18 protein-coding genes and 1 pseudogene are annotated in these 25,203 nt (G+C 50.4%); 9 read left to right on the top strand and 10 right to left on the bottom strand.

The genetic code is table 11. The features are described from left to right. The first annotated feature begins 210 nt into the window (after nucleotides 1-210). Nucleotides 211-1,215: a catalase family peroxidase gene (locus tag HC248_RS14895; RefSeq protein ID WP_168923163.1), complete on the top strand. Its 1,005-nt coding sequence runs from the start codon at nucleotides 211-213 to the stop codon at nucleotides 1,213-1,215. Nucleotides 1,216-1,537: 322 nt separating this feature from the next. Next, nucleotides 1,538-2,771: pseudogene (locus HC248_RS14890) on the top strand (ISL3 family transposase). Nucleotides 2,772-2,838: 67 nt separating this feature from the next. On the opposite strand, the gene HC248_RS14885 reads toward HC248_RS14890, so the two are convergent. The 6 genes from HC248_RS14885 to HC248_RS14855 form a co-directional block, all read right to left on the bottom strand. Further along, nucleotides 2,839-5,199: a hypothetical protein gene (locus HC248_RS14885; protein ID WP_168923162.1), complete on the bottom strand. Its 2,361-nt coding sequence runs from the start codon at nucleotides 5,197-5,199 to the stop codon at nucleotides 2,839-2,841. Between the two features lie 480 nt (nucleotides 5,200-5,679). Next, entirely contained in the window at nucleotides 5,680-7,917 is a 2,238-nt protein-coding gene (locus tag HC248_RS14880) for a hypothetical protein (protein WP_168920683.1), read from the bottom strand. 885 nt (nucleotides 7,918-8,802) lie between these two features. After that, complete coding sequence (locus HC248_RS14870; RefSeq protein WP_168923161.1) at nucleotides 8,803-10,065, bottom strand: multifunctional CCA addition/repair protein; 1,263 nt, start codon at nucleotides 10,063-10,065, stop codon at nucleotides 8,803-8,805. Further along, the gene (locus HC248_RS14865; protein ID WP_168923160.1) at nucleotides 10,065-10,751 is read right to left on the bottom strand and encodes a glutathione S-transferase family protein; all 687 of its coding nucleotides are present in this window, start codon (nucleotides 10,749-10,751) and stop codon (nucleotides 10,065-10,067) included. Before HC248_RS14865 ends, HC248_RS14870 begins: the two co-directional genes overlap by 1 nt. 29 nt (nucleotides 10,752-10,780) lie before the next feature. Next, entirely contained in the window at nucleotides 10,781-11,200 is a 420-nt protein-coding gene (locus tag HC248_RS14860) for a DUF305 domain-containing protein (RefSeq protein ID WP_238342647.1), read from the bottom strand. Nucleotides 11,201-11,252: 52 nt separating this feature from the next. Next, on the bottom strand, nucleotides 11,253-11,444 hold the full coding sequence (locus tag HC248_RS14855; protein ID WP_168923159.1) for a heavy-metal-associated domain-containing protein: 192 nt from the start codon (nucleotides 11,442-11,444) through the stop codon (nucleotides 11,253-11,255). A gap of 184 nt (nucleotides 11,445-11,628) precedes the next feature. On the opposite strand from HC248_RS14855, the gene HC248_RS14850 reads away from it, so the two are divergent. Together HC248_RS14850 and cueR are read left to right on the top strand one after the other, a co-directional pair. Beyond that, nucleotides 11,629-14,052 carry a heavy metal translocating P-type ATPase gene (locus HC248_RS14850; protein WP_168923158.1) on the top strand — a complete coding sequence of 808 codons (2,424 nt, stop codon included), beginning with the start codon at nucleotides 11,629-11,631 and terminating at the stop codon, nucleotides 14,050-14,052. Then, the gene (gene cueR, locus HC248_RS14845) at nucleotides 14,049-14,486 is read left to right on the top strand and encodes a Cu(I)-responsive transcriptional regulator (RefSeq protein WP_168923157.1); all 438 of its coding nucleotides are present in this window, start codon (nucleotides 14,049-14,051) and stop codon (nucleotides 14,484-14,486) included. The genes HC248_RS14850 and cueR overlap by 4 nt, the downstream gene beginning before the upstream one ends. An 87-nt stretch (nucleotides 14,487-14,573) precedes the next feature. On the opposite strand, the gene HC248_RS14840 is transcribed toward cueR, so the two are convergent. Next, nucleotides 14,574-15,539 carry a complex I NDUFA9 subunit family protein gene (locus tag HC248_RS14840; protein WP_168923156.1) on the bottom strand — a complete coding sequence of 322 codons (966 nt, stop codon included), beginning with the start codon at nucleotides 15,537-15,539 and terminating at the stop codon, nucleotides 14,574-14,576. A gap of 77 nt (nucleotides 15,540-15,616) precedes the next feature. Then, nucleotides 15,617-17,662: a lytic transglycosylase domain-containing protein gene (locus tag HC248_RS14835; protein WP_168923155.1), complete on the bottom strand. Its 2,046-nt coding sequence runs from the start codon at nucleotides 17,660-17,662 to the stop codon at nucleotides 15,617-15,619. A gap of 39 nt (nucleotides 17,663-17,701) precedes the next feature. Here HC248_RS14835 and HC248_RS14830 point away from each other — a divergent pair, with 39 nt between their 5' ends. Continuing rightward, a complete protein-coding gene (locus HC248_RS14830) occupies nucleotides 17,702-18,337 on the top strand; it encodes a 5-formyltetrahydrofolate cyclo-ligase (RefSeq protein ID WP_168923154.1) in 636 nt (211 codons plus the stop codon). 151 nt (nucleotides 18,338-18,488) lie between these two features. Further along, nucleotides 18,489-19,064 (top strand): gluconokinase, encoded by a 576-nt coding sequence (locus HC248_RS14825; protein WP_168923153.1) that lies wholly within the window; start codon nucleotides 18,489-18,491, stop codon nucleotides 19,062-19,064. Nucleotides 19,065-19,178: 114 nt separating this feature from the next. Here HC248_RS14825 and HC248_RS14820 read toward each other — a convergent pair whose 3' ends face one another. Beyond that, nucleotides 19,179-20,135 carry a DUF6279 family lipoprotein gene (locus HC248_RS14820; protein ID WP_168923152.1) on the bottom strand — a complete coding sequence of 319 codons (957 nt, stop codon included), beginning with the start codon at nucleotides 20,133-20,135 and terminating at the stop codon, nucleotides 19,179-19,181. Here HC248_RS14820 and glmU point away from each other — a divergent pair. Next, on the top strand, nucleotides 20,134-21,570 hold the full coding sequence (glmU, locus tag HC248_RS14815; protein WP_168923151.1) for a bifunctional UDP-N-acetylglucosamine diphosphorylase/glucosamine-1-phosphate N-acetyltransferase GlmU: 1,437 nt from the start codon (nucleotides 20,134-20,136) through the stop codon (nucleotides 21,568-21,570). The two genes, HC248_RS14820 and glmU, sit on opposite strands and share 2 nt — an antisense overlap. Before the next feature lie 17 nt (nucleotides 21,571-21,587). Here glmU and HC248_RS14810 read toward each other — a convergent pair whose 3' ends face one another. Next, the gene (locus HC248_RS14810) at nucleotides 21,588-22,103 is read right to left on the bottom strand and encodes an Lrp/AsnC family transcriptional regulator (protein ID WP_168923150.1); all 516 of its coding nucleotides are present in this window, start codon (nucleotides 22,101-22,103) and stop codon (nucleotides 21,588-21,590) included. Nucleotides 22,104-22,244: 141 nt separating this feature from the next. On the opposite strand from HC248_RS14810, the gene glmS reads away from it, so the two are divergent. Next, nucleotides 22,245-24,122, top strand: a complete 1,878-nt coding sequence (gene glmS / locus HC248_RS14805) for a glutamine--fructose-6-phosphate transaminase (isomerizing) (protein WP_168923149.1) — start codon at nucleotides 22,245-22,247, stop codon at nucleotides 24,120-24,122. A gap of 921 nt (nucleotides 24,123-25,043) precedes the next feature. Beyond that, the gene (locus HC248_RS17865) at nucleotides 25,044-25,172 is read left to right on the top strand and encodes a hypothetical protein (protein ID WP_272953624.1); all 129 of its coding nucleotides are present in this window, start codon (nucleotides 25,044-25,046) and stop codon (nucleotides 25,170-25,172) included. The last annotated feature ends 31 nt before the right edge of the window (nucleotides 25,173-25,203 follow it).

Here is a 25,203-nt window from a genome sequence, read left to right as displayed (position 1 = left end):
AGTGACAACAAAGTAAAAAAATTATTTTGTATTTGATCGAAAAATATTAAAGTTACGTCGACAGTTTTCACGTTAAGCTCAAGCAACATTACGTCAAAGTTTGGTAAATTTTTTTTAAAGTCAGTTAAATTTTTCTCCAAATTTTCAAATAATTAATTTGTAAAAACTTTGTTTTCGATTTGGCTAGTTTTAATTTAAAAGGATATCTTCATGTCAAAAATGTTGTGGACTGTTGTTGCTTTAGCCGCTGTTGGCGTTAGCTTAAGTGCCCCGATTCAGGCTCAAGTTTCTATGCCCGAAGCCCAGGTTAACGCGCTGGAAGGTTTAGCGGGAAAACAAGCTATGTTTCGCCGCGCGCAGGCTAAAGGCGTTTGCGCCAGTGGTTATTTTGTCGGTAATACAGTGGCGCGCAACTTGTCGTCAGCAACGGTTTTTAGTGGTGAAAAAGTCCCAGTTGTTGCCCGTTTTTCAGTCGGTGGTACGAGTCCAAAGGCTAACGACAAGGCGCGCTCCGTGCGGGGTCTTGCCCTGCAGTTAACGCCTAGCACGGGCGATATTTGGATGACTGCCAACATCTCGGCGCCGGTCTACTTCGTCAGTAAACCAGAGCACTTCGTGCCCTTTATTCAGGCCCGCAGTCCTGACCCGGCCACCGGTAAGCCGGATGCGGCCAAGCTCAAGGCCTTTAGCGATGCCAATCCTGACACATTGCGTCAGGGCGCGTACTTGGCCAAAGCACCGATTCCTGCCAGCTACGGCCAGGTTGGGTACTGGGGCGTTAATGCGTTTGAGCTGGTCAATGCTAAAAAAGAAAGTCAATTTGTACGTTGGCAGTTCGTGCCTGATGCGGGCACTCTAGGCTTGACTGAAGAGCAACTCAAGACTATGCCAGATGATTTTTTAGCCGATGAATTGCGCAAACGCGTGGCGCTTGCGCCGGTGTCTTTTGCCTTTAAGTTGCAACTTGCCGAGGCTAACGATCAACTGGTTGACCCAACACTGCAGTGGCCTGACAGCCGTCCTGTGCTGACCGCTGGCACGCTAGTGATTGACAAAGTCGAGCCAGGCCTGGACGGCGCATGTAAGAATTTGACCTTCAATCCGTTGGCGCTACCAAACGGCATCATGGCATCGGCTGACCCTGTATTACTGGCCCGTCCGGCGCCGTACGGCATCTCGCTTGGTCGTCGTCTGTCAGAAGCTGTGGCCAAGTAATCTTTTTGTCCAACATTAAAAAACCGCCTAGGTAACTTGGCGGTTTTTTTTCGTTAGCTAACTGCTTGTTTTATTTAAATATTTAAAAAAATAGCTTTGGACAGAAACAATCTGTTCGCCAGCTATTTATAGCTTTCAAGGTTTACGCTTGTTATTGACTACGCAAAAAATCAGACCTAAAAAGTCGATATGTATTAGTGCTTTGCCTATTTGGATTCTTTCTTCCTATCGTGTTGATGAATGTCTTTAATGTCGACTTTGTTCACTGTGAATTTTCATCAGCTCCCGCAAAATTCAGTTTTACAAATAAATTCTCAATGCAATGAAAGACACTACCCTTTACGAACATCTTCTTGGTCTGAAGACCCCGTGGTCGGTCAATAAAGTTGACTTGTCGCTCGAAGACCAGCGCGTAGTCGTAGAGGTCGTTTTTAAGAAGGGGCAAGTCTGGGCTGACCCAACTGATCCAGTTAAATGCGCGCATATCCACGGCTGGACTAATAGCGAATGGCGGCACTTGGATACTTGTCAATTTGAGACGCTTATCAAGGCCCGTGTGCCTCAACTCAAGTACAGCGACGGTACAGGCCAAGAGTTGGTCGTGCCCTGGGCTGAGCGCTACAGCCGCGTGAGCACATTGATGGCCGGTTTTGTCATTAAGCTGCTCGAGGTTTGCCCTAGCACCCAAGGCGTTTGTAAGCTCACGCGCCTGTCTTGGCGCACGATCAATGTCATCACGGTCAGCGCGGTAGAACGAGGCAAGCTCAGACGATGCGAGGATAGCATTGACTATTTGGGAGTCGATGAAAAAAGTTCTCAAAAAGGCCACAGCTACGTGACTGTTTTGACCGACATAGCTAGCTCTCGAGTGTTGGACTTGGTCAAAGAAAGAAAGCTCGCCGTAGCTAAAAATTTGATGGAGATGTTGAGCCAGAACCAGCGTCAAACGGTCAAGGCAGTGGCCGTGGATATATGACCAGCTTTTATGAATGCAGCACGTCAATGCATCTCGCAAGCTGATATCGTGCATGACAAATTTCATGTCTCTAAATGTCTCAAAATATCTGGGTGATGCGGTGAACACGGTGCGAAAACAAGAGCATTGCAGACTGTCTGAGCAGGGAGCTTAGCCGCTCACAGGCAGTCAATGGGCGTGGCTCAAAAGCTATTCAAAGGGACGCAGCGCTGAGGCGATAGCATCTCGCCGCTTGAATCAGCTCAACCTCAAAACGAGTCGCGCGTGGGCGATTAAAGAAAACTTCGGCGCTTTCTGGCAGTACAGCTACAAAGGTGCGGCGAATCGTTTCTTTGATGTTTGGGCTATTAGCGCCATACGCAGTCAACGCTAGCCCATCAAAAAAGTTGTAGAAATCCTTAGAAGACACAAGACTAAACTGCTTAATTTAAGCCAACAAAAAATTACTAACGCCTGGGCTGAAGGTTTCAATAGTGCCATCCAACTCATCAAAGCTAATGCGCTAGGGTTTCGTCATTTCACTAACTACCGAGCACGGATTTTGTTTCGTTGCGGCAAGTTTAATTTAGGCTTGGTTTGAGATAAAAATCGCAATGAGATTAACGAAGAGCCTTAAAAACTAAGCTCGAACCGATATTCTAATTAAGTTAAATTTTGCGTTCTAATTTGGAGTCAATACCTTTTGCGTATACCTCCTCGTGTGTTACCACAGCTTCATAAAATTGCTGTAATTGACCTGTGATCACTTGGCCTAATTGTCTAGGCATGCTGCTTTCTTTGACTTGTTGATTAATTTGGGTGATCTCATTTTTAATAAATTCTGGTGTCATATGAGGCTGAAAATTTTGATAGAGTGCTAGGTACTGTTGACGTTGCTTGGCAAGTGCTTGCCCAGCCGGTGATGCAAACGTAAGATCTGTTTCTAAGTCTGAAAAAATACTGTATTTTTCTTTTTCAAATTTACCTACTAAGCAGCTACACACGGCGCGAAATTGTGGTTCACCTAATTGGCCGTGGTTGAAAATGAGTCCGATTGCGCCCAGCATTAAATCGGGGGAAATATTTGGCGTAAATAAAACGCTAGCGAGTTGCGTCTCAGTTTCTTTTTGCGTCAGAAAGCCGGGATAGATATAAAAAATTTCTAAAAGGTTTAGTTTTTCTAGTGTTGTGATTTCTTGGTTTTCAAGAACTGCTGCGCTATTACAGCAGCCTAGATCAAACCCTAGCGCTACATGTTGTTGGTATTGAATTGCGAGTGTAGGACGTGTTGCGGATAAGTTAAGTAATCGCTCGCGTATTGCTTGGCGCTGCTCTGGCTGCACCCCTCCTATGGTTGTTCCACTTACTACTGCCGTGATTATTTGTCCCATTCTTTGTGGTGAGCTATTGGCTTGAACTATGCCGCTTAGTAGGGCGTTTATGTCTTGCTCGCGTCTATTCGCCGACAGTGCCCAAGCCCAAAATGTTGCTATTGTGTTACGCACAGAAATCACAGGAACTGCCGCATTTAATGCGTTCAAAACTTGTTTGATTTTCGCTATATTGCCATTTGTTTGCGTAAACAATAAAGCGTTCGCATTTTCTGCAAGACTGGGGTCTTGGGCGGCGACCCATAATTGGGTTAATCGTGGTTGAAGTAAAGGCCAAATTGCCATACTTATCAGTGGCTGATTTTGTAATTTTGATATTAAAACAAGAGCTGCTTTAGTTACATTTTTAGCCTCAGGCGTCGTTGCCGATGCGACTAAAGATGTGCACCCTTCCTCACCTAAGATCGCCCATATTGCTGTGGTTCTGTCGTCAGAGCCAATGCATAGACTGGTCAATAAATTTATAGCACTTATTTTTATGCTCGACTGACCGTTCGCTGTTGCTATTGATGCGATTGCGGCACGTTCAGTCGACCCCATCGAGACCCACAATATATTTTTTTCTACTTCGGACGTTTGTGCAAGATTACCTAATAAAAACAATGTGTTTAGGGTGATATCTGGGCGCGTCTGTGTTGCTGCTGCATTGATTAAGGCGAGAATGTCTGCCTCTCTCAACTGTGCCCACAGCGTTTCAGTCTTGGCCGGTGAGTCAAATGTGAGGGTCGCTAAAAGTTTTAAGGCTTCGTTAGCTTCTTCAGGCTGATCGAGATTGGTTGCTGCAATGAGGATGGCAGCGCCTTCATCCAACATTAAAGTGGTCCACAGCGCATCACGGGTGGCGGTAGATTTGTCGTTGAGAAGGTTCAATAGAGTTAGGGAATACTTAGCTATTTTTGGCAATTCCGAGGTTACCGCAGTATTGACTAAGTTGGCGCGCCCCGTCTCTCCAAAGGTGAGCCAAATCTCATTTCGAACGTGAGGTGTAGTCGTAAATTTTGCTAGCAAACTTAAAGTTAAAAGTGCTATTTTGGGCGAACTTAAAGCGGTTGCAGCGGTGACTAATTTTTGTTGACCAGTCTCGCCTAAGGCGGCCCACAACTCGTTTCCTCTGGCTGAAGACAAGCCAATGAGATGGTTCAGCAAAAGCAGAGTGGGTATGGCAAGTTCGGCCTCCTCTATGGTTAGTGCTGTTGTCATTAATGCTGCGCATCGGGTATGTCCTAGGCTGACCCATATTTCATCGGCCTTATCTCTCGTATTAATTATTAATTGAAACAGCAAATCATGGGATATCGCTACGAGTGCTTGTGGCCCAGCTGACGTTGCAGCTGCAAATAAGGCTGCGCGTCCGGATACACCCAGGTTTTCCCATAATTTCGCTTTGTTAGTTTGTGATGTAGCTGTGTGGTGATTTAAAAAATGCAAGGCTTTAATGACTCCGTTTTGCTGTCCTGGAGTTGATGCAGTGATGAGTAAATTAGGCAGTACTGCCATAAGGTCTTGATACAAATCGGCTTGCTCTTCAGGATTACTTTTTTCACTTTTATGTATCTTTTCTAATAGTATTGAATAGGATAAGTGTTGTTCAAGTACCGTACTTGTTGGCAAGCCGAAAGCGATGGTATTTGAGTTCAAGTTGCTTGCGCTAGTAGCGCTACTAGTACTGCTTGCCACAGACGAATTTTTTTTTGCCGGTGTTAAGTTCGGACTTTTCGTTGTCGTAGTCGTAGTCGTAGTCGTTGTCGTTGTCGTTGTCTGTTGGACGCGGTAACGTTTGAGAGACTTTTTCGGTAAAGGCAGTAACGATTGTGTTGGTATTTGTATTGACAGGCCGTGCTTAGCGTCAAGTTCTAAAGTCGGTGTGTTTTTTTGCGCTGTCTGTTGTGTCGGTGCTATCTCGTTGAGACTTTTTTGTCTGATTGGATTCATGTTCTAGTACCGGTAGAGATGAAATTTTTACAAAAATAAGATCAGTGATGGAAAAGTCTTTGAAACAGCTCTTGTGCTTTTCTATTTCATATTTTCATTTTTATGATGACTTCTTTCACATATATTTATTTTTCAAATAAAAAATAGACAGACATTACAAAAAGTTTATTTATGCTGACGATTGTTCTAAAAAGATTGTCTTTTTTCGTCATATCTGATCGGCGTATTTCGAACCGACGATGGCGATGGCGTTGGCGATGACGATGACGACGATGTCGTAGACGTAGACGTAGACGTAGACACTAGTGTTTCGAGAAAATTCTGTAATTGATATTTAAGAATATCGCCAAAATCACTAGGTATTTTTTTTATTAAAATTTGCTGGTTTATATCTGCAATTTCGGCCTTAATAAAATCAACCGTCATATGTTTTTTAAAATCCCGATAGAGCATTAGATATTGATGGCGTTGACTTAGTACCGATTCAACTTCTTCTACATTTGTTGATTCAGTACCTCCAAAATCAGTAAACACCGTATATTTTTCTTTTTTGAACTCACCCCTTAACCAGTTAAGCAAGGTGTGAAATTGGGCAGTATTGGCTTGCCCATGTTTCAAAATTAATCCTAAGACGCTTATTTTTAAATCGCGTGAAATAGCCGGTGCAAATAAAACATTTGTTAATTGCGCTTGAGTTTCGTTGGCTGTAAGAAACCCTGGAAATATATAAATATGCTCTATGAGTTCTAATTTTTCTAAATCTTTTAAGCCGGGTGTGTTTAGTGCTGCCGATACATTTGTTAAAACTGTATCGAACATTAAAGCTAAGCGATTTTTATATCGATTACGATCAATTCCTGCTGCGTCAGACAAGGTTAAAAAATAATTAAATATTGTTTCACGTTGATTTTGAGGCGTCACTTTAACGTGGAACCAATTTGTTGTGATAGCCAATAACACGCCCATTCTTTGCGAAGAACTATCGGTTTGTAAAATAGCGTTTAGTAACGCTTCTTGCATTCCAGCCTGGCCAGCATTTACTTGACGCCACTCATTAATTTTTAATGCTATTTTTCGTGCTGCTATAGACGGACTAACTGCGTTTAACGCATTGAAAGTTTGTCTGGTTTTATCTACGTTTCCACGTATTTGTTCGAATAAAAATTGATTTGAAATTTGAGCTGTAGTAGGTACTTGCGTCATAGTCCACAAGTTTGCAAGGCGTGGCTGTAGCAATATCCACACAGCTTCGTTTGCAGCTGGCTGCAAAAGACGCAGCAATCTTAAGGCTAGCTCAGCGACTTCTGGCTGCGCTGGTGTTGTTGCCGCTGTAACAAGAGCTGTTAGCGCAGTGCCAAGCAAACTTGTCCATAGCTCGGCTTTTCGCGCGACTGAGTTAAAGCATAGATTGATTAACAAATGCAAGGCACTCATAGCCATGTTAGGTTGATCCGCAGTCGTTGCCGCAGTAATTAAGGCTGCACGCTCTGTAGCGCCCAAGCTAGTCCACAATTCATTCGTTCTGGCGACTGAGCTGCCGGCAAGATTAACCAATAAATACTGCGCTTGGATAGCAGTTGCTGCTAACTCTTGATTGGTTGCCAAAGCGATCACGGATGCGCGTTCAGTCGGCCCTAAGCTGGCCCAGAGTTGACTTGTTCTTGTCTCTGAGCCATAGGTGAGATTAGTCAGTAAACGTAGTGCTAACTTGACGACTTCTGATGCTTCTGGAGTGGTCGCTGCAGCGACTATGACTGCGCGTCCGCTGTCACCTAAAGAGCCCCATAACTCGACTCTAATGGCACCTGCGCCTGAGGCTAAATTGGCTAATAAACTTAAGGCTTGCTCGGCTACTTCAGTCTGGCCTGGTTTTATCGCCATAGTAACTAAGGCTATGCGTTGCGTTGCGCTTAAGCTGGCCCATAGTTCAGCTTTGTTGGTGTCATTATCCGCTGCAAAATTGGCTAGCAAAGCTAGGGCCATCTCGGCTACTGCTGGTTGCTCCGCAGTTGTTGCCGCGGTTATAACGCTGGCGCGGCCGGACTCCCCTAGGCTGAGCCACAGCGCTGCGGTTGTATCTTGTGATCCCCCGGCGAGTTGGCTTAATAAATGCAACGCTTGTCTTGCAACGTCTGCTTGTTCTCGATTTTTTGCGGCAGAAATTACTGCGGCGCATCCCGTGTCCGCTAAGTTGCTCCACAACTTAGCGGACATGATTTCAGAGCCATCGGTAAGGTTGATCAATAAACGCAGTGCTTGCGCTGCAGTTTCGGGAATTTCTGAGTTTGTTATTACGGCCGCTATTTCAGGTATTCGATCTGCTAATTCGCGCACCACTACCGCACGCTCATCTAGATTGGTGTTCGTGCGATCTAGCAATTGATTTAATTCGTTGATAGCAATCTGTGGGCTTTGCAGTTGCACAGTCAGTGAGGATGAGGATGAGGATGAGGATGAGGATGAGGATGAGGATGAGGATGAGGATGAGGATGAGGATGAGGAGGAGGGGTGAGCACTGGCGCCAGCTATTGCGCGGGTCATACGACTAGCTTCATGTTTTGCTGATGTTCGTTCTGGGCTTGCGGTTGTTTGCTCAACGCGAGAAGCCGTTATTGGGTTCGAACTTCCTGATGCGCTTGGTTGAGAAATTCTGCGTGCAGTTAATGCAGGTAGCTCGCTTGCTGCCGTGTGTTTGGAGTCTGATATCGGCTGCACTAGATTCTTATTTTCTTGCGCTGTGCTTAAAGTACTTTGGCTGGATTTGTGAGTTGGAGTTCTTTGTGATGGATTCATGTTCTAGTACCGTTTGATATGAAGTTTTTTCAGCAGGATAAATAAAATGATGAAAAAGTTTACCTATCGATGGAACAGGTTCACCCCAATAAACCCCCGCTTTTATAACTTTGGCTGCGCGTTCTGACAAGTCTTAATTCAACAGCAATGTCGTTAAGCTAAGGTGCGAGCTTTTTTAAGCTGTATTTTTTTGAAGAAAGATTATCTTTTTTGGTCGATGCCTAAAAAAGAAAAATTAACCTAATTACACAATTGCTGCGTACTATAGTTTTTGATGTCGTACAGAAAAAAAGATGCGTAAGTTCGTCATAAAAAAGTGCTATTTCAACACCTCATATGAGTTCGTTTTTAACTGAATTTAATGCTGAATGTGGGTGGCAGTTAAATTCGCAGATCAAAATCATAACGACTTATTTTTTAGTTAAAAAATTGCGTTGACGTGTGATGAGTTTTTGGCTTGTCTGGGTGTCTTCGCAATAGCCAGTTAACGAAGTATCAAATTAATTTAATACAGGCTTATTTCTGCATTGCGCTATGAACTGCATCTACGCGCGCGATATAAATAAGTTCACCAATTTTTTTGCCATCAATACCTTGGGCTTGCGCGGCCTCAGCGATTGATGCGGTGGCTACTGACTGCGCTGTAGCGAGTACTAAAAGCAGTTGCTCACGCGGCGGGTATGCTGTGTTCTGTAGTGCGAGCGTGCCATGTGCAGCGCATTCGCAGGCCAGTAGTACTTCAGCAAATCGCTGGGGTTTGCGAAAGGCGTCGCAGCGCTCTAGTAATCGCACCAATGCTGCTGCATTTAACGTTGCGCTGCTGTGAATATTGTTATGCTCTTTGGCCACAACCTGGGCCAGTTCGCGGCAATCTATGGGTACACGCAGGCGTTCGCAAAGGATTTTTGATAAGCGCGCGCTGCGCTCTTCGTCGCCGATGTGAAAGGGTAGTTCCTCTGCTGCGGTTGTGCCCTTACCTAGGTCGTGCACTAGGCAGGCAAAGCGCACACTTAGCGGCGCTTTGATTTTTGCGGCTTGGTCCAACACACTCATTAAATGCGTGCCGGAGTCAATCTCGGTTTGACCGTCAGGGCGTTGCGGCTCATCCCAGAGTTTGTTAACTTCTGGCATTAAACGCGCCAGCGCGCCGCAGTCTCTGAGCACTTGCAACATGCGTGACGGTTGGCTTTCCATTAACGCGCGGGCTAGTTCTTGCCAGACACGCTCGGCCACCAGTGCGTCTATCTCGCCTTCGTCCACCATGGCACGCATTAAGACTAAGGTGTCTGGCGCGACGGTGAAATCCGTAAAGCGGGCGGCAAAACGCGCTAATCGTAAAATTCGTACCGGGTCTTCGCGAAAGGCCTCGGTGACATGCCGAAAAATTTTAAGTTCTATATCGCGCACGCCGCCATAAGGATCAATTAAGGCGTCAAGATCAGGAATCAATGCCGCGCTAACTGAATCGACTTTTGTATGCGCTGCAATCGCGTTAATCGTTAAATCGCGTCGAGCTAAATCTTGCTCTAAGGTGACTTCGGGCGCGCTGCTCACTTCAAAACCTTTATAGCCACGCGCCGTCTTGCGCTCGGTTCTGGCCAGTGCGTATTCTTCGTGGGTTTTGGGATGAAGAAATACTGGAAAATCTTTACCGACTGGTACAAATCCTAGCGCGCCCAGTGCCTCGGGTGTGCTGCCTACGACGACCCAGTCGCGGTCCACCACCGGTAAACCTAGTAGGGCGTCTCTAACTGCGCCGCCGACTAAATAAGTTTGCATTAAGGCGTTGCGCGGTAGGGTTCTTGGAAGGCGATAAAGTCACTTTCTAAATGGGCTTGATCAATCCAAGCTTTGACGCCGGGTAGGGCTGATAGCCGTTTGATATAGGCCTCAATTTGCGGTGCAACCGGTAAGGCATAGCTTTGAATTCGCATGGCGACTGGCGCATAAAACGCATCGGCAATGCTGAAGTCGCCAAACAGCATAGGGCCTTGGTGTGCGTTTAATAGCTCGCTCCACATCTGTGTAATGCGCGCTATATCGGCGCGTACTGCCGCTTGATCGCGCCAAACAATCTGGCCGATGTGGCTCAAATCGGCTTCTATATTCATCGGGCAGGCCGAGCGTAAGGCGGCAAAGCCGTTATGCATTTCTGCGCAAATACTGCGCGCCCTGGCGCGGTCTTTTATCGACTTTGGCCAGAGGTTTTTCTCAGGAAATTTTTCTGCTAAATATTCCGCTATGGCTAATGAATCCCAAACCGAAAATTCTTCATCCATCAATACCGGAACTTTGCCGATTGGACTGACTTTTTCTAAACCTTTTTTGAATGCGGAGTCTTGGCTAAAGCCATCAAATCGGAGCATTACTTCAGTAAACGCAATGTCGCTTTGTTTAAGCAATACCCAAGGCCGCATAGACCAAGAGGAGTAGTTTTTGTTGCCAATAAATAAGCGCAAAGTCATCGCTGTAGTCCTAGAGTTTGGATTTAAGTTTACTTGTTCTGCGGTGCAGACTTGGCTAGAAATTTATCCAAAATAGCAATTTCGTTTTTCTGAGCGTCGATGATGTCTCGAGCGAGTTTACGCATCGCTGGACTTTTACCGTCCTTAGCCTCTGGTATCGACATGTCTATAGCGCCTTGGTGGTGGATTTTCATCATGCGAGCAAAGTCAATATCTAAGTTTCCAGACATTGGCATGGCGGCCATTTTGTCGTTCATATCTTTCATCATGTTCTTCATGCCGCTTTTGTCCATGCCCGCCATATCACCGTGCTTCATGCCTTGCATGGTTTGAGGTGCGCTTGCTGGTGTGCTTGTTGTCGCTGGGGACGTTTGTGCTTGAGCGGCAGTTATTGCCAGACCGATTAAGGCTGCGGCGGCTAGTTTTTTTATGTTGAGGTTTGAAGTCATGAAACGTTGTCCTTTTAGTGAATTAAAACAGGCAGAAGAAATTTGGAGCACATTAAACCGGTGGGTAGCCAGCTTCTGTCAGTGCAGCTTTCAGAGATGCAGTGTCAAGCTGGCTGTCTATGCTGACTTTTTTGCTTTCTAAATCAGTCGCTACCGTTGCTTGTGGATCTAATGTTTGTACTGTTTGGGTAATGCTTTTTACACAGTGGCCGCAGCTCATGGCGTCTATCTTGAATTCAATCATGGGGTCGCTCCGTCTTTAGTTAGCCTTTACTCTAATCCTTGCCATCGTGGTAAGGTCAAGCGCTCTTCTTTTAAACAGTCACTAATTATGGTTATTGGTTAAAAGCTTGACCTTGACATCATGGCAAGCTTCAAAATTAGTCTATGAAAATTTTGAAGCAACTGGAACAAGCGAATCATCAGCTATGAAAACTTTTCAACCTAATCATTTGTCAAACTCGCAATTGGCGCACTGGGATTTCCCGGTCGAAGGCATGACTTGCGCGTCCTGCTCTGGGCGGATTGAAAAAGCCCTTGCTAATTTTCCCGGCGTGGCCAATGCCAGTGTCAATCTGGCCACTGAAGTCGCTAGTTTTGACGCTGACCCTAGTTTGTCTGCTCAGAGCTTACGCCAAGTGATTGAAAAAGCCGGTTATGCCGTGACCCAGCAGTCGCTACGTCTTGCCGTGGGCGGCATGACTTGTGCGTCTTGTTCCGGTCGGGTTGAAAAAGCGCTTTTAAAAGTGCCTGGCGTTTTGTCCGCACAAGTTAATTTAGCCACCGAAATTGCGCAAGTCGTCATGCTCAGTCGTACACCCGATATAGCTTTATTAATTAACGCCGTAGATAGCGCCGGCTACAGTGCCAGCCTTGCGCTGGATGCCGAGCAGGCTGCGCTACCCACTCAATCTGCTGCGCCTTGGTGGCCGGTGGCATTGGCTGCGGCGCTGTCTTTGCCCTTAGTGATTCCTATGTTTGCAGCCGTCTTCGGTGCTAATTTGATGTTGCCCGGATGGCTGCAATTGGCACTCGCCACACCGGTTCAGTTTTGGTTGGGTGCGCGGTTTTACCGCGCTGGTTTTAAGGCCGTGATGGCCGGCGCAGGCAATATGGATTTGCTAGTGGCGTTGGGTACTTCTGCGGCTTATGGACTCAGTGTTTACCAGCTTATCGTCAATGGCTTTGACAGCATGGCGCATCTTTATTTTGAAGCTTCCGCAGTCGTCATCACCTTGGTGTTACTCGGTAAATGGATGGAGACTCGCGCCAAGCGCCAAACCACTGAGGCGATTCGTGCGCTCAATGCGCTAAGACCAGACGTCGCGCGGGTTAGGCGTGACGGCGCTGAGCTTGAGCTGCCGCTGGCGCAGGTAGTCGTCGGCGACTTAGTGGTGGTTAGACCTGGCGAGCGTGTGCCGGTAGACGGTTTGGTTCAAGAAGGCGTGAGTCAAGTCGACGAATCTTTAATCACCGGTGAGAGTCTGCCCGTGACTAAGCAGGTGGGCGACAACGTTACCGGTGGCGCGGTGAATTCTGAAGGCTTGTTGTTGGTGAAAACCACCGCAGTCGGCGCGCAAACTACGCTCTCGCAAATTGTCGAAATGGTTGAATCTGCACAAGCTAAAAAAGCGCCGATACAGCGTTTGGTCGATAAGGTGAGCGAGGTTTTTGTACCGGTAGTTTTAGGCATTGCCTTGCTGACTTTGTTGGCTTGGAGTTTGATAGGCGGCAACTGGGAAACCGCCATTCTCAATGCGGTAGCGGTGCTGGTGATTGCTTGCCCCTGCGCTTTGGGACTGGCCACGCCAACCGCCATCATGGTGGGCACGGGCGCGGCGGCGCGGCGCGGTATTTTGATCAAGGATGCAGAAGCCCTAGAGCTGGCTCACAAAATCAAAGTTGTGGCGTTTGACAAGACCGGTACCTTGACCGAGGGCCGGCCTGAGTTGGTGGCGCTAGAAGCCGTCAACGGAAAGACTAACGATTTATTAGCCGATTGCGCAGCGATACAAAACGGCAGTGAACATTCGCTAGCCCGCGCTGTGATGGATGCCGCTAAAAAGGCCGATATCACGCTGCAACCGGCCTCAGAAGTCAGAGCGCTGGCCGGTCGCGGTATGGCCGCTGTGGTGAGCGGGCGTGAGCTGCGCTTGGGCAGCAGCCGGTTGATGCATGAGTTAGGCGTTGACCTGTCGGCCTTGGCTGATCGCGCGGCAGAACTCGAAGCCCAAGGCCGCACCGTGTCTTGGTTGGCTAAGGCTGGCAGCGAGCCCGTATTGCTGGGTTTACTGGCTTTTGGGGATGAAATAAAACCTGCTGCGCGGCAGGCAATTGATCAGCTTAAAAGCTTGGGTATACGCTCGATTTTGCTCACTGGCGACAATCTTGGCAGCGCAGCAAGGGTCGCGAATGCACTGGGCATGGATGTCGAAAAAGATGTGCGTGCACAGGTTTTGCCCGCAGACAAGGCCGGCATTGTGGCCGAGCTTAAACGTGGTGGCGTAACCGTTGCCATGGTGGGCGACGGCATTAATGATGCGCCGGCGTTGGCGGCTGCTGATGTGGGCATTGCCATGTCAACTGGCACTGATGTGGCCATGCATGCGGCGGGCGTGACCTTGATGCGCGGCGATCCGGCGCTGGTGGCCGATGCGATTGAAATTTCGCGCCTGACCTACGCCAAGATACGGCAAAACCTGTTCTGGGCTTTTTTCTACAACGTTGTCGGCATACCGCTGGCGGCGCTGGGTTTCCTCAATCCGGTGGTTGCCGGTGCGGCGATGGCCCTCAGCAGTGTGAGCGTGGTGGGTAATGCGCTGCTGCTGCGGCGCTGGAAAGCAAAACAATGATCAAGACTAAAACCCAGACACAAACTGACCCTGATAGCAGCCGTATTTTTAATATCGGCCAAGCCGCCTCTGAGGCTGGTGTCTCCGCCAAAATGGCGCGTCACTACGAGAGCCTAGGCCTGTTGCCCGTTGTAGCGCGCAGCGCTGCTGGCTACCGTCAGTACAGCGACAGTGATGTGCATACGCTGCGCTTTATCAAGCGGTCAAGAGATTTAGGGTTTGGTATGGCTGAGATTGCCGAACTTCTCAAACTCTGGCAAAACAAACGCCGCAGCAGCGAAGGCGTAAAACGTATTGCAGCTGCGCATATTGATAATTTAACGCTGCGAATCGGTGAGCTTCAAGCGATGCAAAGAACGCTCAAAACACTGGTCGATTGCTGCCATGGGGACAAGCGGCCCGACTGCCCGATACTCGATGAGCTCGGGCTTTAACTTGGGCTTTAACTCGGCTTTTAATACGGGTCTAAAAACGGATTAAAAAGGCGAGGCAGTCAGTCACGCAGAAGATTTTATTAAGCCTTAAAACCGGCCCGCAGTTTTACGTTTGGCCATTAAACCGCTGCGCAAACCTTGTTGGCCTAAGTAACTCGGTGCAATTGCATCTAGCGCAGCGGGCTCTATGCCCAGCGCTCGTAGGCCGGGCATTTGGCCGCTGGAAATATTGTCTACCTTCATGGCCGCTAAGTTGTCTCGGCTCATCAAGGGCTCGCCGGGTGCGAGCTCCATCATCGCCGCTTGCAATTGGCCTAGCGCGTCGGGCAAACCAAATACAGGCCTGCCTTTGCCCTCATTAATGCCGCTGTAAAGACCGGCTTTTTGCACCAACTCTTTGAGGGTGAAGATGTCCGGGCCACAGGCTTCGTAAATCTTGCCTATGCTTGCCTGCGCATACTCGCCTTCAAGGCAGCGCACGATGGCGGTGGCAACGTCTTCTACCCAGACTGGCTGAAAGCGCGCCTGACTTCCCGCTAGCGGAATCACGGGAAACACTTTTTGCAGTTTTGCAAACACATTGAGAAATTTGTCGCCCGCACCAAACACCACGCTTGGCCGAATCATGCTCAAGTCCAAGCCAGCGCTTTGCAACACGGCTTCGCCGCGCGCTTTGCTGCGTTGATACATAGACGGTGCGTCTAAGCTGGCGCCTAACGAGCTGACATGGATCAGGCGGCGTTGACCAACGGCTTGGCAGGCGCGGGTCAGCTCCAGCGGCAACTGAACATGGGCTTTGTCAAACGAGGCTTCATTGCCGTGCAAGATGGCGATTAAATTAATCACTGCATCATGGCCGTCTATTAGCGAGGCCAGCGACGCACTGTTGAGTTCATTGGCTACTGCCACGTCCAGCATGGGCAGCATTTGCAGGTGTCGGGCATTTTCGCGGCGCCGCGTCACCACTGTGATGCGGCAAGGCAATTGAGCGAGTTTTTCGCACAGGTGGGCACCTACAAAACCGGTACCGCCTAGTATCAAGATTTTTTTCATAAGTCCTAATTTAGCCGGTTTGATCGGCCTTGCTACAGTTGATTTTTATTGCCCCCGGATTATGCTGACTCTGGGCTCTAGGGCAAGGTCTTGTCTGGCTCGGGCAAAGTCAAATCACGCGGACCAATGCTGCCTAATCTGGCTTTGAGTGACTGCGGTTTGCCGGTGATGATTGCGGCGTAGTTAGTGGTGTTGGATAAGACTTTTTTTACATAGTCACGGGTCTCGGAGAAGGGCACGTTTTCCGCCCAGATCGCAGCTTCGAGTGCCGGATCGCCGGTTTTGCCGCGCCACACGCGCGGCCGTCCCGGGCCGGCGTTATAGCCGGCAGCGGCCATCGCTATTGAGCCCGACATGTCATCTAACACCATCTTGAGGTAGCCCGTGCCAATCGCGATATTGGTGTCGCGATCGGTGATCTGGCTGGCGGTAAAGCCGGTCATGCCGAGGCGGCGTGCGGTCTCTTTGGCGGTGGCTGGCATCACTTGCATCAGGCCGGACGCGCCCACACCAGAGCGGGCGTCCATCACAAAGCGGCTTTCTTGGCGAATTAAACCGTAGACAAAAGCCGGGTCTAGGTCTATGGCTTTGGCGCGCTTGAGGACGGCGTCATGAAACGGCATGGGAAAGCGCTGCTCGTAGTCGATTTCAACTTTGCTGCGCTCGCTGGTGTTGATGCAGCGATCCCAAATCTGTCGGTCGCAGGCAAATTGGGCGGCGGCCAGTACTTCGCGCTCTGGCATGCCACCGGGCTGGGCTAGGTTGGTGCTGTAGTTCCATTCGCGCACGCCTTCTGAGCGCAAGCCAATCGCAATCGCATAGGCGGCGCGGTTCAGGCCTGGATGCACGCGTGCGGCTTCTTTTTCTGCACTGGTCAGTGGCGCAGGACGCGCTGGCACGCTGATGCGCTGGCCTAATTCTTCTAACGCCAGTTGCTCGTAAAAGCCTTGGCCCGAGGCGATCGATTGCAGCAAAGCCAAGGCTTCGGCGCGCTGTGCAGACATGCCTGCTGGCGTGGCGTTTTTGTCGGTTGGTAAGGCCATTAGGGCGCGGGCTTTCCAGTAAACCCAGGTGGGATCGTTGCGCTCAGCGGGCGTCATGGTGTTGATGCTGGACAGCACCAAGCGCCAGTTTGGCTGGCTGCCGGCGCGCAAGGCGGCGCGAACTTTCCAGCCCAGCATGTCGTCGTTTAAGTCACTGTCTTTGCTGACTTTTGCATAAAACGCCAGTGCATCGCTGCCGGGCACGCGGCCTATGCGGGTGGCGGTTTGCTTGCCGATCAGACCCCAGACCCAGTTGCGTTCTTCGCTAGTGAGCTGCACGCCCCATTTGCTGTCCATCATTTGAGCTGCGCCGTCGCTGTCGCTGGCGGCCAGCCGTATCAGCGCTAGGACAATGATTTCCTTGCGCGTCTTGCGAATTGCAATTTGCTTAGTGGCTAAAAATTTAATCGGACTGGCAAACAGTTCTGAGACCAGACTCAGCGAGTCGGGCGCAACAATCGCTACCGCGTCGCTGACGGCGCGGGAGCGGTTCGATTCGGTGGCTAGTCTAGCTTTGAGCCAGATGTCGTCGGCGGTCAATGCCTTGGCCTCAAACAAGCGGGCTGCGGCGTTGCTGCAGCCATCATCGGCATCGCGCTGAGCCAGCCAGTTAGTTTTAACTTCTTGGGCGATGCGTTGGTTATTGGCGCTGTTTTTGGGCGCTTGTTGCTGCTCTATCTGAAGCGCGTAACAGCGCACCTCGCGGTCGTCGCCCATACGAAACTGCGGATGCTCCGCTGCAAAGCCGGCCCAGTCGCGGCGTTGGCCCAGCAGCAGCAACCAGTCGTTGCGTAGCCGGTCTTCTTGGTAGCTGCCGGCATAGCGCTGGATAAAACTGTCAACTTCGGCTGGAGTCGCCTCGTCAAGCCTGGCTTTGAGTTCCCAGTAAGCGGCCCAGGGCTCGAGCGCATGGCCTTTGAGTTGAGGCAACAATTGGCTGAGTTTTTTCTTATCGCCGCTGCGGTAAGCCTGATTCATGTCCAGCATCAAAGTGTCGGCCCTGCTTGTGGCAGTATTGGGCTGCGCGTTGGCGGTCATTCCTGAGCCCAACGCGAGGATTGAGGCTGCGCATACGCCCATTAAAAGCTTGAAATTAAATTTAGATAGCATCGTCTCATTATGGACAAACAAAGCAAACGTAAAACACTCATCGAAGAACGTCTCAATCTTCCGGACCGACAAATGCGCGCCGACATGCTCCAGCGTGTCATGCGCATCTGGTTAGTCGGCCGTACTGACGAGGTAATTGGCGCTTATTGGCCTATTAAAGGAGAGTTTGATCCACTTCCAGCGCTTTATCGGTGGCAGGAAGACGCAATGCTGAGTCAAGATTCGGCGTCGAATGGTGCTGGTCTTGACAAACCTTTACAGATTATTACGGAGAGCTTGGCCTCTCGATCGCCGCGCAAGATCGGTTTGCCGGTGGTCGACAAGGTGCACAAGACCTTGAGCTTTCATGCCTGGTATCCAGGCTGCCCTATGGAAGAAGATGCTTACGGGATTCCCAAACCCAAAGACACCGAACTGATAGTGCCGACTTTACTTTTTGTGCCCTGCGTGGGTTATGGACCGGGCGGCTTTAGGCTAGGTTATGGCGGCGGTTTTTATGACCGTACCTTAGCGACTTTGCAGCCGCGCCCGATCACCGTTGGTCTGGGTTTTACCCATGGTTGGCTGCCGGATATGGAAGCGGAGCCACACGATATTGCACTCGATGCTTTGCTCAACGACAACGGGGTAGTCTGGCCAGTGTGAGGTAAGTTTTAGTTTCATTTTCAAAGTCAACAGCTCTTATTCGGCGACTTTTTTTTGTGACCTGAATGAGCGTGTCTTTCGGCCTTTGTACTTGGTTTTGGACTTGCTTTTAATGCCCTTGTGCGATTGATGTATCAGTGATAATTCAGCGATGAATCATGACCATCAGGGCGTATTTTGTCCGGCTCCCTCTGAACCCGTCGCTGGCCCTTCATCAGCCTTTTGGGTTGTTGTGATGGGCGTATCGGGTTGCGGAAAATCAGCAGTAGCGCAGCTGCTGGCCCAAACTTTGGGCTTGCCGCTGATTGAAGGCGATGATTTTCATCCGCCTAGCAACATAGACAAGATGCAGCGCGGTATTGCGCTAGCTGATGCGGATCGTGCTGATTGGTTGCTTATTTTGGGCGCTGAGCTGGCACGCTGTTGCGATGGTGCGGTATTGACTTGCTCTGCGCTCAAGCGGTCTTATCGCAACACTTTGCGCAGCGCGGTCACCGATTTGCGCTTTGTTCATTTAGCGATTTCACCGGCCGAGTCACTCAAGCGCGTAGCGCAACGGCCGGGTCATTTTTATCCACCTAGCTTGGTGGCTAGCCAGTTCGAAGCTTTGCAAGATCCTGCTGGCGAGCCGGGTGTGCTGTGTTTGGCCGGTGATGCGGCGCTGGCCACACTGGTGCAGCAGGCTCATGTGTGGCTGGGCCGGACCAACGCGACTTGTGCTGAATAAATTTAAGCTTGCCTTTTTGCGGCGAATAAAAACGTTTTTCCTTTGGCTTTACACGTTTGCCGATGCGGACGCTGATGGCTGGGTTGATCACGCTGGCGTGAGTCGCGTCAAAATTTAGTTGCTACCTTGCGCGTTCAAAGTACGCATGTCCGACTCATAACCCGCTAGCACTTGCTGCGCATTGCTACGCTGCGCGGGACTGGTGCTGGCGTGGATTTCAGAGAAAAAACGGCAGCCGTCGCGCATGAAGTTTTCTTGATAACTGCGGTACACCGAGTTGGGGGACTTCAGGCTGCGGTCCAATAAATCGCGCATGGCGGTTTTCTCTCCCGCTAAGCTGACTAAGGCTTGCCCTGTGCTTTTTTCTACGGCCAGTCTTGCCATGGTGTTGATGGCGTCTTGCTGGCGTCTTTGTCGTTCGGCTAAAAACAGGGTGCTCTCAAACTCTGTGCTGTCCACCAACCGGCCCACAAGGCTGATTTGCTTGGCATCAAGCCGACCGTAAAGCATCTCGCTACGGCTGATGGCTAAGTCCACACGTTTTTCGCGCAGTTGCATTGGCGTGATTTGGATAAATTCTTCGCGGTAGTCGGCATTGCTTTGGGTAAATTTACTCTGCATTTTTGCTAACTGAGCGGGTTTTAGTGTGACAGCCAGAGTGCGGGCAATTGGCAGGGCCTGCAACGATAGTGTGGTCAGTTGCGCGCGAACATCATCTAGCAGGACGCAAGCTTGGGCTTGGCTTATTTCTCCTGGTAATTGGGTCTGTATTTTTTGCAGCAAAGCGATATAGAGCGGTAACTGGGTTTGCCTGTGCCAAGTTTGCAGCTGTGCCAAGTCTGACTTGATTTGCAGGCTTTGCACGCCGGTGAAATCAACATAGCCGTCCATATACCAATAAGCCAGATTGGGCGATTGGTTGTAGGCCAGTTTGACGGCGCTGCAAGCGGGTAGCAACAAGGCCACAGCCAGCAGGCCCATAATCCTAAGACAGGCCTTGCGCCAAGGCGCGCTGGATGCGCGCCGTGAGGCAGTTAAAAAATTAGTCAAAAAATTCAAAGGAAAACGCATGGCAAGCCCAATCGAAGTCGTCATCATGGCCGCAGGCAAAGGCACACGGATGAAAAGTAAATTGCCCAAAGTGTTGCACCGTTTAGGCGGTCGCGCTTTGCTCGGGCATGTACTGGACTGCGCCGCCAGTCTTGCTGCGCGTCGGGTGGTGGTGATTACCGGCCATCAGGCAGAAATCGTGGAAACCGCTTGCGCAGCGTTAGTGGCCAGCCCAATCGTATCTGACGTGGCAATGGACATTAAGTTCGCCCGCCAAGAGCCGCAACTAGGCACGGGACACGCGGTGCTGCAGGCTTTGCCGCAATTATCCGATGACGGTGTGACCTTGGTGCTGAGTGGCGATGTGCCCTTGACACAGACCGATACTTTGATGGCCTTGCTGGCCGAGTGCGATGGTCAGCGCTTGGCTTTACTGACCTTGAAAATGGACAACCCCGCCGGTTACGGCCGGATTGTGCGCGCTGGCGATCAGCCCTCCAGCCAAGTCAGTGCCATCGTCGAGCAAAAAGATGCCAACGCCGAGCAGCGCAAGATTCAAGAAATCTACAGCGGCATCATGGCCGTGCCGACGCGTTTTCTGCGCCAATGGTTGGCACGCTTGGGCAACAACAATGCCCAAAAAGAGTATTACCTCACCGAGATCGTCAAGTTCGCCGCCGAAGACGGCGTAGCGGTGGTGGCGCACCAGATTGATGACGCGGTGCAAGTCGCTGGCGTGAACAGCCCGGTGCAACTGGCCGAACTGGAACGCGCTTTTCAGCAGCGCCAAGCCTTGCGCCTGATGGAGCAGGGCGTGCGCTTGGCCGATCCGGCCAGGTTTGACCTGCGCGGCAGCTTGAGCTGTGGCCAAGATGTTGAGATAGATGTCAATTGCGTATTTGAAGGCGCAGTCAAATTGGCTGATGGCGTGCGAGTGGGCGCTAACTGCGTGATGGCTAATTGCAGTATTGGTGAGGGCGTGGTGATACATCCCTTTACCCATATTGACGGCGAAACGCTGGGTGTGAGCGTCGGCGAAGGTTCGCTAATTGGCCCCTTTGCGCGGCTCAGACCCGGTGCGCAATTGGGCGCTGAGGTGCATATCGGCAATTTTGTGGAGGTTAAAAACTCTATTTTGGCCAAGGGCGCAAAAGCCAATCATCTGGCCTATTTGGGCGATGCAACTGTCGGCGAGCGGGTCAATATAGGCGCCGGCAGCATCACGGCCAACTACGATGGTGCGAACAAACACCGCACCGTGATTGGCGACGATGTGCATATCGGCAGCAACAGCGTGTTGGTTGCGCCGGTGACGATTGGCCAGGGCGGCACGGTGGGTGCTGGCTCGACGATTACTAAAAGCACACCCGAAGATTCGCTCAGCGTGGTGCGCGCCAAGCAAATCAGTCTGGCGGGCTGGCAGCGGCCGCAGAAAAATCTTAAGTCTGGCGCTTAAATAGTCTGGACTAGTCTTTAATAGTTCTTATCCATGCCGAGTAAAACACTGGGCATGAACTTGGCTCTCTTGAGGCTAAAAAAAGCTTTCACATTGCGCACATTGGCGTTTGCGGTAAAAAGCCGCTGTGCCAATGCTAAGTAGGCCGGCATGTCGGCCACCTGCACCAGCAGCACAAAGTCTGGCCCGGGCGAGGTGCGGTAGCACTGCTGCACGGCGCTGTCGGCGACGACGCGGAGTTCAAAGTATTGCTGCTGCTCCTCGGTCTGTTTATCCAGCGTGATCTCAACAATTGCAGTCAGCCCATGGCCGAGCACGGCGGCTAGCTTGTCGGGGCTGAGTAGCGCGATTTGCCGCTCTATCAATCCCGCCTCGTGCAGGCGCTTGACGCGGCGCAAGCAGGTGGGCGGCGAGACATGCACGCGTTCGGCCAGCGCTTGATTGCTGAGCGACGCATCAGTTTGCAGCGCCTGGAGCAAATGCAGATCAATGCTGTCTAGATTTACCGTGTTTGTATTGTTATTTTGTTCCATAAAAAATTATTTTATGGAATAAAAAACCATATAGCTATTTTTTTGAAATTAAATTTCAATAAGTAGAAAAAATTAATCAGATAAAAAAATACAAAGCGCCTAGTATTGGATTCTTGATTTTTTAGTTCAGGAGTAATTTTTATGTGCGGTATTGTTGCGGCGGTTTCTTCCCAAAACATCGTTCCTATTTTGGTTCAAGGTCTGCAACGACTCGAATACCGTGGTTATGACTCCTGCGGCGTAGCCGTCTATGCCCAAGGTAAAGATGCAGCGCACAGCGGCTTGCAGCGCGCCCGCAGCACCTCACGAGTGGCTGAGTTGCAGAACCAAGTCAGCAGCGACAACATCCAAGGCGGCACCGGCATCGCCCACACCCGCTGGGCCACCCACGGCGCGCCAGCGGTGCACAACGCGCATCCGCATTTCAGTTGGGGCCGGGGCCCTGAGACTGCCGGTGTTGCCCGTCCCGGCAAGATAGCGCTGGTGCATAACGGCATCATAGAAAACCACGAAGAGCTGCGCGCAAGCCTAGAAGCCAAGGGTTACGAGTTCACCAGCCAAACCGATACCGAAGTCATAGTCCACTTGATGGACAGTCTGTACGACGGCGATATTTTTGAAGCCCTCAAGGCCACTACCGCACAGCTTCACGGCGCTTACGCGATTGCTGCGTTTTGCAAAGACGAGCCGCAGCGCGTCGTCGGCGCGCGTGCCGGCTCACCTTTAATCTTGGGCGTTGGTAAAAGCCATGCAGAAAACTTTATCGCCAGCGATGCCATGGCATTGGCCGGTGTAACCGATCAAATTGTTTATCTTGAAGAAGGCGATTTGGTGGATTTGCAATTGGGCAAATACTGGGTCATAGACCGTGATCACAAGAGCGTAGAGCGCGAGGTTAAAACCGTTAACGCACACAGCGGTGCCGCCGAACTTGGCCCGTATCGTCACTACATGCAAAAAGAAATTTTTGAGCAACCGCGCGCGATTGCCGACACGCTAGAAGGCGTGGTCGGCATAGTGCCAGAGCTGTTTGGCGATGGCGCCCACCGGGTGTTTAAAGAGATTGACTCGGTATTGATTCTGGCTTGCGGCACCAGCTACTACAGCGGCTGCACCGCCAAGTACTGGTTGGAGTCGATTGCCGGCATACCCACGCAAGTCGAAGTCGCCAGCGAATACCGCTACCGCACCTCAGTGCCCAATCCCCGCACCTTGGTCGTGACCATTACCCAAAGCGGCGAGACCGCCGACACCTTGGCTGCGCTGCGTCACGCCCAAAGCCAAGGCATGCAGCAGACACTGACGATTTGCAACGTCGCCACCTCCGCCATGGTGCGCGAATGCAAATTGGCCTACGTCACCAGAGCCGGTGTTGAAATTGGTGTGGCCTCAACCAAGGCTTTCACGACCCAATTGGCCGGCTTATTTTTGCTCACGCTAGCACTGGCCCAATCGCGCGGAAAACTCACCGACGCCGATGAAGCCGCTCATCTCAAAGCCATGCGCCACCTGCCTGCTGCATTGCAAGCGGTGTTGGCACTAGAGCCGCAAATCATCAGCTGGGCGGAAGATTTTGCAAAAATGGAAAACGCGCTTTTCTTAGGCCGCGGTTTGCATTTCCCAATTGCGCAAGAAGGCGCATTAAAGCTCAAAGAAATCACCTACATCCACGCCGAAGCCTACGCCGCCGGCGAGCTAAAACACGGACCGCTAGCGCTGGTCACCAGCGCCATGCCAGTCGTCACAGTCGCACCCAACGACAGCTTGCTAGAAAAATTAAAAAGCAATATGCAAGAAGTGCGCGCCCGCGGCGGAGTGCTCTATGTGCTGGCCGACGCCGATACCCGCATCGCCAGCGGCGAAGGTATACATGTGATTCGCATGCCAGAAAATTACGGTGATTTGAGCCCGCTGCTACACGTAGTGCCGCTGCAATTGCTGGCCTACCACACCGCCTTAGCACGCGGAACCGACGTCGATAAGCCGCGTAATTTGGCTAAGAGTGTGACGGTGGAGTGAGGGATTTTTTAGTTGCGCAAGCTGGTTTTTTGTGCGATTAAATTTGTAAATAAGGGTTCTGCACAAAGACGCTACTACCGCGCTGAAAATTTTGTGCCGAGGCCCGAATCAAAGCGCCATTAAAGTTTAAAACGGTGAAAATCTTCGCCGACGAGTGGCAGGGTTTTCTGCGCTTTATGGATTGCGCTATGTTGCGGTAAGTCTTGAGCTTTGCTTTCTACTTTTCTACTTTTCTACCTTTTTAACTTGCTACTGTGGACTGTCTGGGAAAAGCACAGCAGCTCTTTCCTTGGTAGTTTTCAGCGCCAACGAAATCCTTGGTCCAGCCGCAAAACTGCAGCCAAGCGCAGCGGTTTCTGAAGCTTCTTAAAACCCATGTTTGCTAAACACAGCGATGTTGATGGCGTTCAAGGTGCTTGCCCTATTTGATCTGCTTGTTGCGTTTTACGGCGAAAGCTTTTCTAAACCACAGAAGTCGTGACGATTAATTCTGATTTATCGCTTTTGATAATAAAAAATAGGTATCTTGCTTGCTCGATCAGACACTTACCATCACCTGGCCGAGCTTGCGTAGTGATTAAAGTCTTATCACACGTGAATCCGGAAAATTAATAAAAACCTATACAAATCAAGTACTTGCTTTCACATGGCTACAAAATACTGGATTCCTGATGCGTCGCGAAGCTTGCTCGAGAGCTTGGTGCCTGTGGCGCACGAGGTTAATGAGTTGGACTGGAAAGCCCGACTGTCTTAAAACAGCTCTCGTCTCACTTACACCGAGCTATCTCCGACTATGCACATGTCGCAGTTCAAAGTGCGCGCGTTCTATACAAATTTCAGAAGCGTGTTTGTTAAGAGAGTTAAATCGCACACATGCTCTGGTCATGCTTGTAGTCTGGCCATTCCGGCGAAGGCCGCTATGTGAATCACCCTGCTGACGGGGGTGGCCGACTAACGACGGCATCACGGCAGACACTGGGCGGCTGGCCCAAGCCGGGATGCGCGACCAACGCCAGCGAAGTCGCTGAGTCAACAAACGATTTCCCTTGATGCGGTGTCAACCATAATGTAAACTGACAAC

This window comes from Polaromonas vacuolata (assembly GCF_012584515.1).
Lineage (GTDB): Bacteria > Pseudomonadota > Gammaproteobacteria > Burkholderiales > Burkholderiaceae_C > Polaromonas > Polaromonas vacuolata.
Note: the sequence above shows the minus strand (reverse complement) of the source record. Positions and strands in the feature narration are given on the sequence as shown.